Source organism: Chryseobacterium salviniae (assembly GCF_035819015.1).
In the GTDB taxonomy this organism is placed as follows: domain Bacteria; phylum Bacteroidota; class Bacteroidia; order Flavobacteriales; family Weeksellaceae; genus Chryseobacterium; species Chryseobacterium salviniae.
The window spans coordinates 113,393-127,469 of the sequence record NZ_JAYLAA010000044.1 but is presented as its reverse complement, the minus strand read 5'-3'; the positions used below and the strand labels follow the sequence as shown (position 1 = coordinate 127,469).

General features: G+C 36.7%; 13 protein-coding genes. 8 read left to right on the top strand and 5 right to left on the bottom strand.

The window, feature by feature from the left end; all coding sequences use genetic code 11:
- Positions 1 to 11 precede the first annotated feature (11 nt).
- The 3 genes from galE to SOP96_RS14120 form a co-directional block, all read right to left on the bottom strand.
- On the bottom strand, positions 12 to 1,034 hold the full coding sequence (galE, locus tag SOP96_RS14130; protein ID WP_326321576.1) for a UDP-glucose 4-epimerase GalE: 1,023 nt from the start codon (positions 1,032 to 1,034) through the stop codon (positions 12 to 14).
- Positions 1,035 to 1,088: 54 nt separating this feature from the next.
- Positions 1,089 to 1,538 (bottom strand): hypothetical protein, encoded by a 450-nt coding sequence (locus SOP96_RS14125; RefSeq protein WP_326321575.1) that lies wholly within the window; start codon positions 1,536 to 1,538, stop codon positions 1,089 to 1,091.
- A gap of 459 nt (positions 1,539 to 1,997) precedes the next feature.
- On the bottom strand, positions 1,998 to 3,122 hold the full coding sequence (locus SOP96_RS14120; protein ID WP_326321574.1) for a DegT/DnrJ/EryC1/StrS family aminotransferase: 1,125 nt from the start codon (positions 3,120 to 3,122) through the stop codon (positions 1,998 to 2,000).
- Positions 3,123 to 3,208: 86 nt separating this feature from the next.
- Between SOP96_RS14120 and SOP96_RS14115 the strand changes: the two genes are divergently transcribed.
- Complete coding sequence (locus SOP96_RS14115; protein ID WP_326321573.1) at positions 3,209 to 4,819, top strand: S8/S53 family peptidase; 1,611 nt, start codon at positions 3,209 to 3,211, stop codon at positions 4,817 to 4,819.
- A gap of 176 nt (positions 4,820 to 4,995) precedes the next feature.
- On the opposite strand, the gene SOP96_RS14110 is transcribed toward SOP96_RS14115, so the two are convergent.
- Positions 4,996 to 7,530 (bottom strand): phosphoenolpyruvate carboxylase, encoded by a 2,535-nt coding sequence (locus tag SOP96_RS14110; RefSeq protein ID WP_326321572.1) that lies wholly within the window; start codon positions 7,528 to 7,530, stop codon positions 4,996 to 4,998.
- A 160-nt stretch (positions 7,531 to 7,690) separates the two neighbouring features.
- Between SOP96_RS14110 and SOP96_RS14105 the strand changes: the two genes are divergently transcribed.
- From SOP96_RS14105 to SOP96_RS14075, 7 genes are all read left to right on the top strand, one after another.
- Entirely contained in the window at positions 7,691 to 8,353 is a 663-nt protein-coding gene (locus tag SOP96_RS14105) for a hypothetical protein (RefSeq protein WP_326321571.1), read from the top strand.
- A gap of 55 nt (positions 8,354 to 8,408) precedes the next feature.
- Positions 8,409 to 8,813, top strand: coding sequence for a hypothetical protein (locus SOP96_RS14100; RefSeq protein ID WP_326321570.1), 405 nt, complete (start codon positions 8,409 to 8,411; stop codon positions 8,811 to 8,813).
- A 32-nt stretch (positions 8,814 to 8,845) separates the two neighbouring features.
- A complete protein-coding gene (locus SOP96_RS14095) occupies positions 8,846 to 9,421 on the top strand; it encodes a hypothetical protein (protein ID WP_326321569.1) in 576 nt (191 codons plus the stop codon).
- Positions 9,422 to 9,650: 229 nt separating this feature from the next.
- The gene (locus tag SOP96_RS14090; protein ID WP_326321568.1) at positions 9,651 to 10,814 is read left to right on the top strand and encodes an iron-containing alcohol dehydrogenase; all 1,164 of its coding nucleotides are present in this window, start codon (positions 9,651 to 9,653) and stop codon (positions 10,812 to 10,814) included.
- Positions 10,815 to 11,002: 188 nt separating this feature from the next.
- Positions 11,003 to 11,464, top strand: coding sequence for a lipocalin-like domain-containing protein (locus tag SOP96_RS14085; RefSeq protein ID WP_326321567.1), 462 nt, complete (start codon positions 11,003 to 11,005; stop codon positions 11,462 to 11,464).
- Positions 11,465 to 11,525: 61 nt separating this feature from the next.
- On the top strand, positions 11,526 to 12,179 hold the full coding sequence (locus tag SOP96_RS14080; protein ID WP_326321566.1) for a GDSL-type esterase/lipase family protein: 654 nt from the start codon (positions 11,526 to 11,528) through the stop codon (positions 12,177 to 12,179).
- A complete protein-coding gene (locus SOP96_RS14075) occupies positions 12,180 to 12,650 on the top strand; it encodes a hypothetical protein (protein ID WP_326321565.1) in 471 nt (156 codons plus the stop codon).
- A 35-nt stretch (positions 12,651 to 12,685) separates the two neighbouring features.
- On the opposite strand, the gene SOP96_RS14070 is transcribed toward SOP96_RS14075, so the two are convergent.
- Positions 12,686 to 14,038 carry a DEAD/DEAH box helicase gene (locus SOP96_RS14070; protein WP_326321564.1) on the bottom strand — a complete coding sequence of 451 codons (1,353 nt, stop codon included), beginning with the start codon at positions 14,036 to 14,038 and terminating at the stop codon, positions 12,686 to 12,688.
- Positions 14,039 to 14,077: the final 39 nt, after the last annotated feature.

The window sequence follows — 14,077 nt, the reverse complement described above, 5'->3', positions numbered from 1 at the left end:
TTAAATTAATTCTACATATTTCTGGACTCAAGATATCTCTGCCATTCCCATACCGTTCTTAACGATTCTTCCAAAGAAGTTTCAGATTTCCATCCGAGTTCTCTTTCCGCTTTATCAGCATTGGCATAGGCTATGGTAATATCTCCCTCCCGGCGTTCACAGATCTGATAAGGAACCTCAACATTATTTGCCGTTTCAAAAGCTTTAATGACTTCCAAAACGGACGATCCTTTTCCGGTTCCGAGGTTGTAAATATCAACCACAGCTTCTTCTGAAGTACTTTGCATTAATTTTTGCAGCGCAGCAACATGCGCTTTTGCAAGGTCAACCACATAAATATAATCGCGGATTGCCGTTCCGTCGGGTGTTGGATAATCATTTCCCCAGACATTCAGCTTTTCACGGATTCCAGCTGCTGTTTGCATAACGTAAGGTACGAGATTATTTGGAATTCCTATAGGTAATTCACCAATTTTTGAAGAAGGATGCGCCCCGATTGGGTTGAAATATCTTAAAAGACAAATTTTTCTCTGATAAGCTTTGGCAAAATCTGCTAAAATTTCCTCGCCCATCTGCTTGGTTTTACCATAAACGCTTTCCGGCATTTTAAGCGGTGTATTTTCATCAATCGGCATATTATCAGCCTGACCATATACGGTACAGGAAGAACTGAAGATAAAGTTGGAAAGTCCTCTTTCTTTAAATTCCTGTAAGATATTGATCAAAGAAAAAAGATTGTTTTCATAATAATCCACTGGTTTCACCTGGCTCTCTCCCACCGCTTTTGAAGCGGCAAAATTGATACAGCCTTCAATAGAATGCGCGTCGAAAACCTGGGTCAAAAGCTCTCTTCTTTTTAAATCAAAAGGATAAAAAACCGGTTTTCTACCTGTAATTTCTTCAATGTTTTTAAGTATAAATTTTTCTGAATTGGATAAATCATCCACAATAACAACTTCAAAATTGTTATTTAAAAGTTCCACTACCGTGTGCGAACCGATATATCCGAGACCTCCTGTTACGAGTATTGCCATATTGTATTTTTTTTGACTTTGTCAAAGTTGAAATCTCTGACGAAGTATTGTTTTTTAATCATTGTGTGTTCCTATGGATTCAATTTCATTATTGGCAGGAGAATACTTTAAATAATTAATTAGTATAGTCGGACCAACAATAAATAGCAAATTTGAAAACATGTATGAAATCAAATATTCGTTAGGCTTTTTAACCTTAGTATAACTAATATAGAATAATAATCCATGAAATATAATCATTAACAATAAAGAAATATTTAAATACGTAAACATTTTTATTGATTCTTTAAAAATACTTACTAACGTAATACTTAACAATGGAAGAATTAAAAAATATAATGCATAAATAGGAATTTTAATTCCTGAATACTCATCTTTCAATCCATAGTTTCTTACAAAAATATTAAACATATTGTATGCAAAAAATATCATCCAGCAGAGTACAAAAACAATTGCAAAAAAATACGCAAACTTATTCTTTAATATCCTTTCCTCGTGAAGCATAATTTATTTTTTAAACTTTGTCAAAGATTTCAACTTTGACAATGTGTTGTTAATCATTTTGTGTTCCTATGGATTCAATTTCGTTATCAAACTTAATATTACTGACTTTATATTTATTAACAATTATTAAAATTATTAAGAATGGTAAAAAATATTTATAAGAGTTATCTTGAAGAGAAAATCCATGATTGAGAATATCAGTTATTATAGTTTTACCTGTTAAAAAAATAAATAAGCACAAACTAATATTAAGAAACAAAACAGATCGTTTATATTTTCCTATTAAGTTAATAAATGTTACTAAATTTAAAACAAGTGCTAAGGGAACGAATATCAATTTTATTAAATTTAAATTATTATATAAGGAAAGAGTAGCATTAATTGTAAACCACAACAATAATAAGCTACTAATAATCGCTATAAAATAAACAAATTTATATCTGAAAACCTTCCTTCTCATTATTTCATAAACTCCAGCACGGCATCTGCAATATACTTCAGCTGCTCCTCATCCAGTTCCGTATGCATCGGAAGAGAAATTACCTCATCCAGTAATTTATCCGTATTCACAAAATCGGCATCGTTGCTTTCCTGAAAATAAGCTTTTTGCTTTCTTAGGGCGACAGGATAATAAATCATGGCCGGAATTTCCTTTTCCGTTAAAAACTTCTGAAGATCATTACGTTTACCGTTTAAAATTCTCAACGTGTACTGATGGAAAACGTGTGTGGAATTTTCTGCTCTTTTCGGCGTTAAAATATGTTCATGTCCGGCAAAAGCCTCATCGTAATAATCAGCTGATTTGTTTCTTGCTTCATTATAATTATCCAGATGCGGAAGCTTTTTTCTCAAAATCGCAGCCTGAATGCTGTCTAATCTAGAGTTTACTCCAACCTCGTCATGATAATATCTTTCGTACATACCATGGTTAACGATTCCTCTCAAACGGTGCGCTAATTCATCATTATTGGTGAAAATGGCACCGCCATCGCCGTAGCATCCTAAATTTTTAGAAGGAAAAAAAGAAGTGGTTCCTACAGTAGACATGGTTCCTGCTTTTTTTACTGTTCCGTCGGAGAATGTAAATTCGGCACCGATCGCCTGGGCATTATCTTCAATAACATATAAATTGTGCTGTTCAGCAATTTTCAGAATTTCTTCCATATCTGCACATTGCCCGAAAAGATGAACCGGAATAATGGCTTTTGTTTTCGGAGTAATCGCCTTTTTAATAGCTTCCGTGGAAATGGTAAACGTATCATAATCAACATCTACCAGTACCGATTTAAGTTTAAGCAGATGAATTACTTCAACGGTTGCAGCAAACGTAAAATCTGCCGTGATGATTTCATCCCCTTCTTCAAGATCCAGCGCCATTAAAGCAATCTGAAGGGCATCTGTACCATTGGCACACGGGATCACATGCTTTACGTCTAAATAAGACTCTAATTCATTCTGGAAAGACTTTACCTCGGGGCCGTTGATGAAAGCCGCCGAATCCATTACATTTGAAACTGCATTATCTACTTCATTTTTTATCTTGTAATACTGACTTTGTAAGTCAACCATTTGAATCTTTTTCATAAATAAATATTTCTGTAAAAATAAGGAATTTAAAATCCTATCAAAAATTTTATTGATTTTGTTTTATCTTTATATAAAATATCTACATGAAAAAAATTATACTCTTTTGTCTTTTAACGGGTTATTCGTTGAGTTTTGCCCAAACGTCGCTTGTTTTCGTATATTTTAAAGACAAGCCGAACAAAGCTGCATTTTACGCCAATCCTTTGTCTGAACTTTCCCAAAAGGCCCTTAACCGCCGCACAGCGCTTGGGGTTTCTTTGAATGACCAGGACGCTCCTATTGAGCCTTCTTACATCACCAATATTCAGAATCTTGGGTTCACGGTTACAGATTATTCAAAATGGCTGAATGGAGTTGCCGTAAATGCTACTCCGGCTCAAATAGCATTATTACAGTCGCAGACCTATGTAAATTCCGTAGAAAGCTTTGCCCGAAATACATCAGGAGTTCCTAAAATGCAAAACATCAACAAATGGGAAAACCCGAATGCCGATGCAGGAAAAAATCTTACGGTTTTCGATTACGGTTCCGGGGCGCAGCAGATTGACCAGATTAACCTCCGTCCGCTGCATCTTGCAGGATATACCGGAACAGGAATAACCATTGCAGTGATTGATACCGGTTTCCCAAATGTAAATACAGGCTCCGCATTTTCAAGGCTTTGGAACAACGGACACATCAAAGGCGGGTATGATTTTGTAACGAAAACCACAGACATTTATAATCCTTCCTTAAATATTCACGGAACCGTAGTTCTGGGAGCAATCGGTGGTTTCGTACAGGACACTTTCGTAGGTTCTGCTCCTGATGCCGATTTCTATCTGTACCGAAGCGAAAATGCGAATGTTGAAATTCCCGAAGAAGAACTGTATTGGATTGAAGCTGCCGAAGAAGCAGACCGAAAAGGTGTCGATCTGATCACAACTTCTTTAGGCTACTATAATTTTGATGACCCGAAATACAATTACACCTACGCCAATATGAACGGAACGACCTCTTTCATTGCACGCGGTGCTGAAATTGCCGTAAATAAAGGAATCTTCGTATTATTTGCTGCCGGAAATTCTGGGACTCAACCGTGGCACTATATTTTAACGCCGGCGGATAATGCGAAAGTCTTTACGATCGGTTCTGTAGATGCTGCAGGTGCTTCATCCAATTTTTCGTCTTTTGGTCCTAATTCCGTGGGAGTCATTAAACCGGATGCGAGTGCAAGAGGAACAGCCGCAATTACGGTGAGCAACAACAATTCTACCCTTCCGGTAAGCGGAACCTCAATTGCCACACCAATTGCAGCGGGAGGTGTTGCCTGCTTTATCCAGGCATTTCCTGCAATGAACAGGGATCTGATGAGAGATAAACTCAGACAGACTGCTTCTCTTTATCCCAATCACACCGATCAGATGGGTTTCGGAATCCTTAATTTCGGAAGTTTGTACAACAATGTTCTAAACACTTCTGAATTAGTGAAGAAAAATAATATTGCGATTTTCCCCAATCCCACTAAAAATATTTTAAATATTGCTTCGGAAAAAGAAATCATATCACTGGAAGTTTATGATAATTTAGGAAGACTGATCACCACAGCAAATAATCAGAAATCCGTAAAAGTTGAAGATTTCAGCAAGGGCGTTTATTATCTGAAAATCAAAACAAAAGATGCAATATATTATGAAAAATTTATAAAAGAATAAAGCAAAACCTCTCGTGATGAGAGGTTTTTTGTTGTTTTAATAGTAAGAATATATCTTTCTGACATCCTCATTTTCAGGGAAAATTATTAATAGTTCTCTGATACAGTCCATTGCAATTTGTTAAAGTAATAAATTGCAGAGAATAAAAAAGAGGATATTCATACTTCAAAAATTTTTTAAGCTGAATTTCTGCTGGCGTTGATATTCCCAAACAGAGAACGGGTCACAAGCTTTTCATACGCTTCTTTATTGCCTTCTCCTTTCTGAATTTTGATCAGCGCATACTGCTGAATGCTCAACAGCGGAAGAACAATTCTTTCACGGATCTTCACAGATTTCCTGGACAGCGGATCTTCCTGCTGAAGCATGCTGAAGCCGGTAAGCTCAAGCATAATATTTTTAGATAAATTATATTCATCAAACAAGATATTCCAGAACGCACCGAATTTCGGATGATTCTTGATATAATACGTCAGCGGAAAATAAGTTTTATTCATGCTCATCATCGAATTTAAAACCAACGTTTTGAAAAAATCGGAACCTTTGTACAGCTCCATCACTTCATCAAACCTTCCCTGCTCTTTCATCTTCTGCATGGCAAAACCGAATCCGAAAAAGCCGGGAACATTCTGCTTAAGCTGTGACCACGAACCTACAAACGGGATAGCTCTTAAATCTTCAAATTTCATTTCATTTCCTGCACCTCTTTTCGAGGGGCGGCTTCCGATATTGGTTTTTCCGTAATATTCTAAAGTACTCATTTCCTGAAGATAGGGAACAAACATCGGATGCGCTTTCAGATCAGAATATTTTTTATAGCTGATTTCTGCCAGTTCGGCAATGAGAATTCTTTCCTTTTCCGTAAGGTCTTTTTTAGAATTTTTAAAAACATCATTTTCTACACCGGCTGTTAAAAGCTGTTCAAAATTGTATTTTGCCTGCTCTTTATTTCCAAAAATACTGGTAATGGTCTGTCCCTGAATGGTTAATTCAATTTTATTATTGGCAATTGTTTTTCCTTGGGAAGCATAAAAATCGTGCGTTTTTCCACCGCCTCTTGCCGGCGGGCCGCCTCTTCCGTCGAAGAAAACCACTTTAATTCCGTTTTGTTCAGAAAGCTTAGTTAAAACTTCTTTAGCCTTATAAATTTCCCAGTTCGCTTTCAGATAACCGCCGTCTTTCGTTCCATCAGAAAAACCAAGCATAATGGTCTGCTGATTTCCTCTTCTTTGCAGATGCTTTTGATACACCGGATTCTGATAAAGCTCGGCCATTACTTTCTCCGCATTGGCAAGGCCTTCCATGGTTTCAAAAAGCGGAACAATGTCCATATTGATTTCCTCATCCTGATAGCCGCAGATTTTGAAAAAGGCATACACATTCATCACATCCTTTACCGCATCAGAATTAGAGATAATATAGCGGTTCATTCCTCTCGAACCGTTCAGTTTTTGGATTTCCGAAATTTGTGAAACGGTAACTAAAGTATCTTTAACAACATCTTCAAAATCATCCGGATTAACTATTTCCGTAGCCTGAATTAAGGTATTGAATTTTTCTTCCTGAGTTGCGTCAGAATTCCCGCGAGTTTTAGCAAAAACTTCATCAATTACTCTCTGATGAACCCTGCTGTCCTGTCGGACGTCTAAGGTTGCAAAATGAGTCCCGAAAATTTTTACCCGGTCTCTGAAATCCGTCAGGAGATTGATAAATAAAGAATTATGCTGTTCTTTAACGATTTTTTCCGCATCATCGATTCTTCGGATGATATCTTCGGATGTAATGGTTTCATTTCTGAATATGGCATTATAAAGCTCATTGCTGAGTTTTGTCAACACTTCCGAAACTCCTCTGAAACTTAATCTTCTCCTTACTGATTTTAAATTATTATAATAGGCCTTTAAAATGGCTGAATGAAGTTCTTCGGCCACTCTTTTGGTGACATCGGCTGTTACAAACGGATTTCCGTCACGGTCGCCGCCGGGCCAGAAGCCAAGCTGAATGAGATCTTCATGGATCTGGAACTGTTCAGTCCCGAAAGTTTCTTTTATTTTCGTGAAAAGTTCCCCGATCGTATCATAATAGACATATCGCAGGTAATAAATGATGCTCATGGCTTCATCAATCGGAGTGGGTTTTTCTTTGTTGACAAATGGTGTTTTTCCCAGCTGCTGCAGAAGCATGTCGATATTGGTGATGGAATCAGTGGTGATCGCATTTCTGAGGTCATGAAGAATCCTTTGTACCGAGTTCGGATAAAACTGTGTCGGGTGTGCGGTGAAAACAATTTTGATGGCGAAATCTTTCAGTTTTGCTCGAACCTCTTCCAGCTTATGATCCTGAAGAGAATGTTCGTAAAGATTAGTTACCGTTCCTTTATCGCTGTCAGAATGAAGGTTAGGGAAAGCCGCATCTTCGATACTGTCGAATAAAACAACCTGTCTTTCAATATATTGTATGATTTTAAAAAGCAGCTCGAGTTTCTGCTCTTCAGTCTGTAAATCGGTATGGCTTTTAAAAAATTCTTCAACGACTTGTTCGGGTGTTTTTCCGGCTTCGTAGCCGGTTTTGCTTTCTTCGCAAAGAAACGGAAGGAGCATCCCGATATTCGTCATTTTATCATAAGGCAGGCTCATAAACAATGAATTGTAGATCTGGAACTTATTTTCCACGATCTGCCTGAATTTTTCTGCGCGTTGGTCATGTATCATATAACAAATGTAGGGGATTTTGATTTCATTTAATCCTATTTTTAATTTAAAAATCAGCTAAATTTCACAAATATTTTTGAAGAATGCAATACAATCAATTAAAAAGAACTGTTCTACAACCAAGATGAAACCGTATCTTCGTGAAAATTTTTAACCACACATGAAGTTCGGAATTATTTTCTACGCTATTCTAGGAACTGCAGCTTTACTGACAGGCATTTATCTGCTGCAATACCTGTTTCCTATTTCTATCATTTTTTTCATTGGCGCATTTATCAACGGCGTATTTATTCATAAAGAATACAGCATTCACAAAAATGATAAAATAGTGTATGATGAAAATACACTTCCCGATGAAGTTATTGTTAAATATTCACGTTCCGGAAGGATTATTGCAATTTCGATGTACAGTATTTTTATGATTTTAGGACTGGTTTTTCTTTACTCCATCATAGTAAAATCTGATTCTCAAAGCATCATTATTTTAGCTTTAGTAATAACTTTTACAGCCTATTTTATTGTAAAAATTTTCAATGAAATTAAGAAAATATCCAAAGTTATCATTGCAATCAACAGAAAAGGTATTAAGATAAAGGATAATCCAACATATCTTTGGAAAGATATTCAGCTTGAAAAAATTATTGTAAAACGTTTGATAAGTCGTGAATCAAAACATGATTATAAACCGGAAATTAATTATCTTTACTTTTTTCATAACAATGAGAAAATAGAAATTGATATAGATGATTTTTATATTACGGATCATCAGCTGTCACAAGTATTAAAGATATTCAGAGCCAGACATAATGCAGATCGCTTATGATTTTGAATAGCGAATATAATTATTTACTTTTACAGTAATCACAATGATTTATTCCATGAAAAAAATATTCATATTCTTTATAATGTTCTTCCTTTTCACCGCCTGCGGTGAAGACTGCTATAATCCGCCACAGCCCATTGTTTTTGAATTTGTGAATGCTGCCGGAGAAAATTTAATCGCTAACGGAGCATTGACAACTTATTCGATACTGGATGAAAATAATACTGCCATTCAGCTTACTAAAACTTCAGAGAACAGAATACTTTTGGAAAATGTAGGAGCGTTTAACGGCACAAAAAATTATAAATTTTATTCTAATGTAAAGCTTTTTGATTTTTCTATCGAATCTTCCGAATTTAACAGCGGCTGTGAAGGATATCAGATTAATAAATTGACGTTTACCGGGGTTGGGATCGATGTAAAAGATGAAAACGGCTACTATAAAATTATTTTTCAATAAATTTCAGGTATTATTTTTGTAAAAATAAAAGAATGAAAGTATTATTTCCGGTTGTATTGCTGTGTTCAGGTTTGATTTTCAGCCAGAAAACCGTTCCGCCGGATTACCGAAAAATCCCGGAAATTCTTGATAATCCGGAATTCCTCTATCCTTTCATCATTCCGGATAAAAAATATGAGTACTGGAGCGTTCTCAGAAATAACCCTGATCCCGATAAAGCAATCATTTACGAAAGCCAGGCACCGGACTTCATGACCCTGAATGATCCGTCTCCAGTAAAAGGATTTTTTCAAAAATGCCTCGGTGAAGACTGTTTTTCTTACGTTTTAGCCTGTGAAAACGGACGCACTTTATATTTTTCAGACGAGCAGCAGTTGAGGAATTTTATTGGATTTGTAGATAATCTGCCGGAAGCGGTCTTAATTTCCAACACCTACGGATACATCGTAGATACAGGCAATATACTCAGCAGTTCTTACAAGATAGACGAAGAGCATATTTCTCTTTACCTTACAAAATTTACCAATTCTACAAGCAAAGAATCTTTTTTGATAATAATTAACCGGAAAACCGGAAAACTGGAAGTTAAAAATATCTCTACTTATTGATGTTAATTTTGGATTAATCGTCAGTTCGAGTAAAAATTCTTTTCAGAATTTTTACTCGAACTGACGACATTATTATCTTAAAGACTCTGGTTTTAAAGATTAGTTATTATTTAAAATCCAAAATAATCCTGATAGCTTTCATAAAATTCAATCATCAAAATTTTAAAACTTTATTAACTCTGATTTCATTAAGCATTGCGTACATTTGAATTAAAATAAATCAAGGACTATGCTTAATTTCGAGTTTAAAAACCCAACCAAAATACTTTTCGGTAAAGGGGAAATTACCAAAATCTCTAAAGAAATTCCTACGAATGCTAAAATTTTAATGATCTACGGCAGCGGAAGCATTAAGAACAATGGTGTCTACGACCAGGTAAAAGAGGCGCTGAAAGATCATCAAATCTATGAATTTGGCGGTATCCCTGCCAATCCGGAATATGAAATTCTGATCAATGCTTTAAGTTTGATTAAAGAAAAAGAAATCGACTTCCTTCTTGCTGTTGGCGGCGGTTCTGTAATCGACGGAACGAAATTTCTTTCTGCGGCAGCCAAATACGATGGCGAACCTTGGGAAATCCTCACAAAACCGGTAAGAACTTTTGAAGGAGAAGGACTGCCTTTCGGAACAGTTCTTACATTGCCCGCAACAGGCTCTGAAATGAATTCCGGATACGTGATTTCAAGAAGGGAAACCAATGAAAAACTGGCATCCGGCGGCCCGGGCCTTTTCCCTGAGTTTTCAGTTTTAGATCCTGAAGTGGTAAAATCAATTCCGCAAAGACAGATTGTTAACGGACTTACGGATGCTTATACGCACGTTTTGGAACAGTATATGACAGCGCCTTCATCGGCAGATCTGCAGGAAAGAATTGCGGAAAGCATTTTGATCAGCCTCCAGGAAACCGCCCCGAAAGTTCTTGCAGATGATTTCGACTATGAAGCTGCCGGAAATTTCATGTGGTGCTGCACGATGGCTTTAAACGGACTCATCCAGAAAGGGGTTATCACTGACTGGGCCGTTCACGCAATGGGTCACGAGCTTACAGCATATTACGGAATTGACCACGCAAGAACACTCGCTATCATCGCCCCTTCTCATTACCGTTATAATTTTGATTCTAAGAAAGAAAAATTAGCCCAATACGCAGAAAGAGTTTGGGGAATTAAAGACGGAAGCATGGAAGAACGTGCAGAAGCAGGAATCAGGAAACTGGAAGAATTTTTCCACAGCCTGCATATTCAGACGAAACTTTCAGAATATACGGAAGATTTCCAGGGAACAGGAGAAAGGGTGGAAAAAGCATTCACGGAAAGAAACTGGACTGGTTTAGGCGAATACAGAAAGCTTACGCCGCAGGACGCAAGAAAGATCGTAGAAATGAGCTATTAAAGAAGCAGGAAGCTTGAAGATGGATGATGGAAGTTGCCTAAACCCGAAATTGATAATCAACTACGATGACCGTCTTCAAACTTTAGTTAAAAATTATTTTGTCTACAAATATTCGTTTAAAAAACCTTAATTTCATTAGAGATATTTCAAATTTATTTATATTTTAGCATATTCTTAAATTTGTAAAAATGAAAAAACAATTACTTTTATTTGCCTTTTCAGCATTCGTGCTTAGTTCATGTGAAGATGATGATATCCAAGCGTATGAAATGGATATGATGAAAGGTGAATGGAAAATCAGTAAAACAGAAGTAATTTCAGGAAAAGACGATAAAACGGCTCTCAGCACTTATGTACCAACCGGATGTGAAACCAAAAATACAATTGAATACAGAACGGATTTTTACACCGCTTTTTCAGCATATACCGGAACAGGAGCAGACTGCCAGCTCACTTACAAGTCGGAAGGAACGTATGATTATGATACAGAGACTAAGAAGCTTACTATAAAATATACCAATGACAGCCCAAGACCATATCAGGTGGTTGTTCTTACAAGTACAGAGATGAGGCTTAAACAGTTGTTCGACAATATTGACGAAAACGGAGATCAGGTGATAGACTACACCTACATTTCTTTAAAAAGATAACAGAAAACTCCCGAAATTTCGGGAGTTTTTTATGAAACGGAACTTTTAAAATGATTATACAATGAAGAAGATGTTATCAGCATTTTTATTGCTGACTTTTGCCCTTTTCTTTTCGCAGGAAAAAAAACCGATGTTCTGGCAGGACATAGAAAATTTCAAAAAACAGGATCAGGAAACAGCACCGCCTAAAGATGCCATTCTTTTGATAGGAAGCTCATCATTCACAAAATGGACGGATGTTGCCGATTATTTCCCGGACAAAGCCATCATCAACAGAGGGTTTGGCGGTTCCCGATTAACCGATCTTAATTATTACGCCGAAGATCTTTTGAATTATCAGCCGAAACAAATCATCATCTATTGTGGTGAAAATGATTTTGCTGATGACGCTAAACTGAAAGCTGATATTGTAGTTGAAAGATTTAAAACTTTTTACCAGAAAATACGATCCAAATTCCCGAATATTGAGGTTGATTACATTTCCATCAAATATTCTCCGAGCCGCGAAAACCTTTGGCCACAGATGAAAGAAGCCAATAAAAAGATTGCTGCATTCATGAAAAAACAGCCGAATGCCGAGTTTATAGACATTACCAAAGTAATGCAGGATGCTAATGGAAAAGTAAGAAAAGATCTTTTTGTGGAAGACATGCTTCACATGACCCCGGAAGGGTACAAATTATGGACTTCTGTGATGAATCCTTATATGAAATAAATGAGAGATTCCGTTAAAAATCTACCGCTTTATCAAAAGGCCGAAGAAATTTATAACACGTTAAAAATCATTATAGGCCTTTTCCCGGAAGATAATGACCACCTTCAGCATCTGAAGATGAACCTGCTTGAAGACATCATGGTAATTATGGCTAAAATATCCGGTGCTGAAGCTGTAAAGCTTTACGACATTAAGATGGAAAATGCGGCAATCATCCGTAAAGCTGCACGAGATATTATGGTAAGCGGACATAGTCTTGAAATGTTCGGCTTTACCGATTCAAAATATTATAAACTGATCCGAAATCTGATCGAAGAATTCCGGATCTTGTTTGTGGAATGGGTAGCCAATTTTAATCCGAAACATTTTATTGTAGATGAATGGGGATTGTTTAATCCTCCGGGAATATCACCCGATTATATTCAAAGCGACGATGAACTTGATTTTCTTGATGAAGAAGATGATCTTTAACTGAAACAAAAACTCCCGAAAATTCGGGAGTTTCTTTATTTCTTTTTTTTGGATTTTGAGATTGCTTTCTGCTGGGCTCTGTTGGCTCCGAATTTTTTAGGAGCTTTTCTTTTGGACGGGCCACCCCAGTTTTCCTTCTTATTCTTATCTTTCTTTTCGTGAAATGCACCTCCGCCTTCATTCAGCTTTACCTGAGCCGGATTTTTCATGGAAATTACTTCTTCTTCGGAAGCAATTTTCTTAGGATTTATTTTAACCTCCGTAGGGAAATCGATGAATTTCAATTCTTTATCCATCAGCAATTCGATATCAAGAATCAGAGGCTGCTCTTTTTTGGTAACGAAGGTTATCGCTTTTCCGTCTTTATCCGCCCTACCCGTTCTACCGATTCTGTGGATGTATTGTTCCGGGATATCGGGCGTTTCAAAATTGATGACATGGGTAATATCCGAAATATCGAGACCTCTTGCCATAACATCTGTCGTAATAAGTCCTCTTATTTCTTCATTTTCAAAACTCTTCATGGCTTTCAGCCTGTAATTCTGTGATTTATTGGAATGAATCACATCAAACTGACCTGGGAAAAGCTCATCAATTTTAGTAAAAAGGAGATCTGCATTTTTCTTGTTATTGTTGAAGATCAATACTTTCGACATTTCATCATCCCGTTTTAACAAATATTCCAGCAGGTTGATTTTGGTATTAAAATTCTCAACTTTATAGGCAGTCTGATCAATTTTCTCAAGCGGCGTACCGGATTTCGCCAGGGAAATTTCCACCGGAGTGGCAAAATATTGGTCCAGCATTTCATCCACGGCATCGGTCATGGTAGCAGAAAAAAGGATGTTTTGTCTTTTTTCTTTCATCATTTCAAAAATATGCGTCAGCTGCGGCCTGAAACCCAAATTCAGCATTTCATCAAACTCATCAATAATCAATTTCTGAACTTCTTTTAAAGAAATGGCATTGTCGATTGCGAGATCCATTACTCTTCCGGGAGTTCCTACGAGGATATCACAACCTCCATCAAATAAAAGTTTTTGCGTATTGATATTTTTACCTCCGTAAATTCCGATCACTCTTGCTGTGATATTTTCCGTAAGCTTTTCAAGAATTTCCGTTACCTGCACTACCAGTTCTCTTGTGGGTACAAGAATAAGAACCGTAGGATTTCCGTTTTTATTGTACTTCCATGTTTTAAGGACAGGTAAAAGGTAAGCAAGTGTCTTTCCCGTACCGGTTTGTGCAATACCCATTACATCACGTCCTGAAAGTATCGGTTTAAGGCTCTTCTCCTGAATGGGAGTAGGCTCGAATAATTCCAGATCTGCCAAAACATCAAGGATTTTAACCGGAAGGTCAAAATCTGCAAAAGTGAGTTTTTCCATTTTGCAAAGATAGGCAAATAATTTTTGAGAAAATGGGCT

What these genes read in the sequence shown, in the direction of transcription:
- galE (WP_326321576.1), bottom strand. Translation starts at nt 1,034, where the DNA reads ATGGCAATACTCGTAACAGGAGGTCTCGGATATATCGGTTCGCACACG.
- SOP96_RS14125 (WP_326321575.1), bottom strand. Translation starts at nt 1,538, where the DNA reads ATGCTTCACGAGGAAAGGATATTAAAGAATAAGTTTGCGTATTTTTTT.
- SOP96_RS14120 (WP_326321574.1), bottom strand. Translation starts at nt 3,122, where the DNA reads ATGAAAAAGATTCAAATGGTTGACTTACAAAGTCAGTATTACAAGATA.
- SOP96_RS14115 (WP_326321573.1), top strand. Translation starts at nt 3,209, where the DNA reads ATGAAAAAAATTATACTCTTTTGTCTTTTAACGGGTTATTCGTTGAGT.
- SOP96_RS14110 (WP_326321572.1), bottom strand. Translation starts at nt 7,530, where the DNA reads ATGATACATGACCAACGCGCAGAAAAATTCAGGCAGATCGTGGAAAAT.
- SOP96_RS14105 (WP_326321571.1), top strand. Translation starts at nt 7,691, where the DNA reads ATGAAGTTCGGAATTATTTTCTACGCTATTCTAGGAACTGCAGCTTTA.
- SOP96_RS14100 (WP_326321570.1), top strand. Translation starts at nt 8,409, where the DNA reads ATGAAAAAAATATTCATATTCTTTATAATGTTCTTCCTTTTCACCGCC.
- SOP96_RS14095 (WP_326321569.1), top strand. Translation starts at nt 8,846, where the DNA reads ATGAAAGTATTATTTCCGGTTGTATTGCTGTGTTCAGGTTTGATTTTC.
- SOP96_RS14090 (WP_326321568.1), top strand. Translation starts at nt 9,651, where the DNA reads ATGCTTAATTTCGAGTTTAAAAACCCAACCAAAATACTTTTCGGTAAA.
- SOP96_RS14085 (WP_326321567.1), top strand. Translation starts at nt 11,003, where the DNA reads ATGAAAAAACAATTACTTTTATTTGCCTTTTCAGCATTCGTGCTTAGT.
- SOP96_RS14080 (WP_326321566.1), top strand. Translation starts at nt 11,526, where the DNA reads ATGAAGAAGATGTTATCAGCATTTTTATTGCTGACTTTTGCCCTTTTC.
- SOP96_RS14075 (WP_326321565.1), top strand. Translation starts at nt 12,180, where the DNA reads ATGAGAGATTCCGTTAAAAATCTACCGCTTTATCAAAAGGCCGAAGAA.
- SOP96_RS14070 (WP_326321564.1), bottom strand. Translation starts at nt 14,038, where the DNA reads ATGGAAAAACTCACTTTTGCAGATTTTGACCTTCCGGTTAAAATCCTT.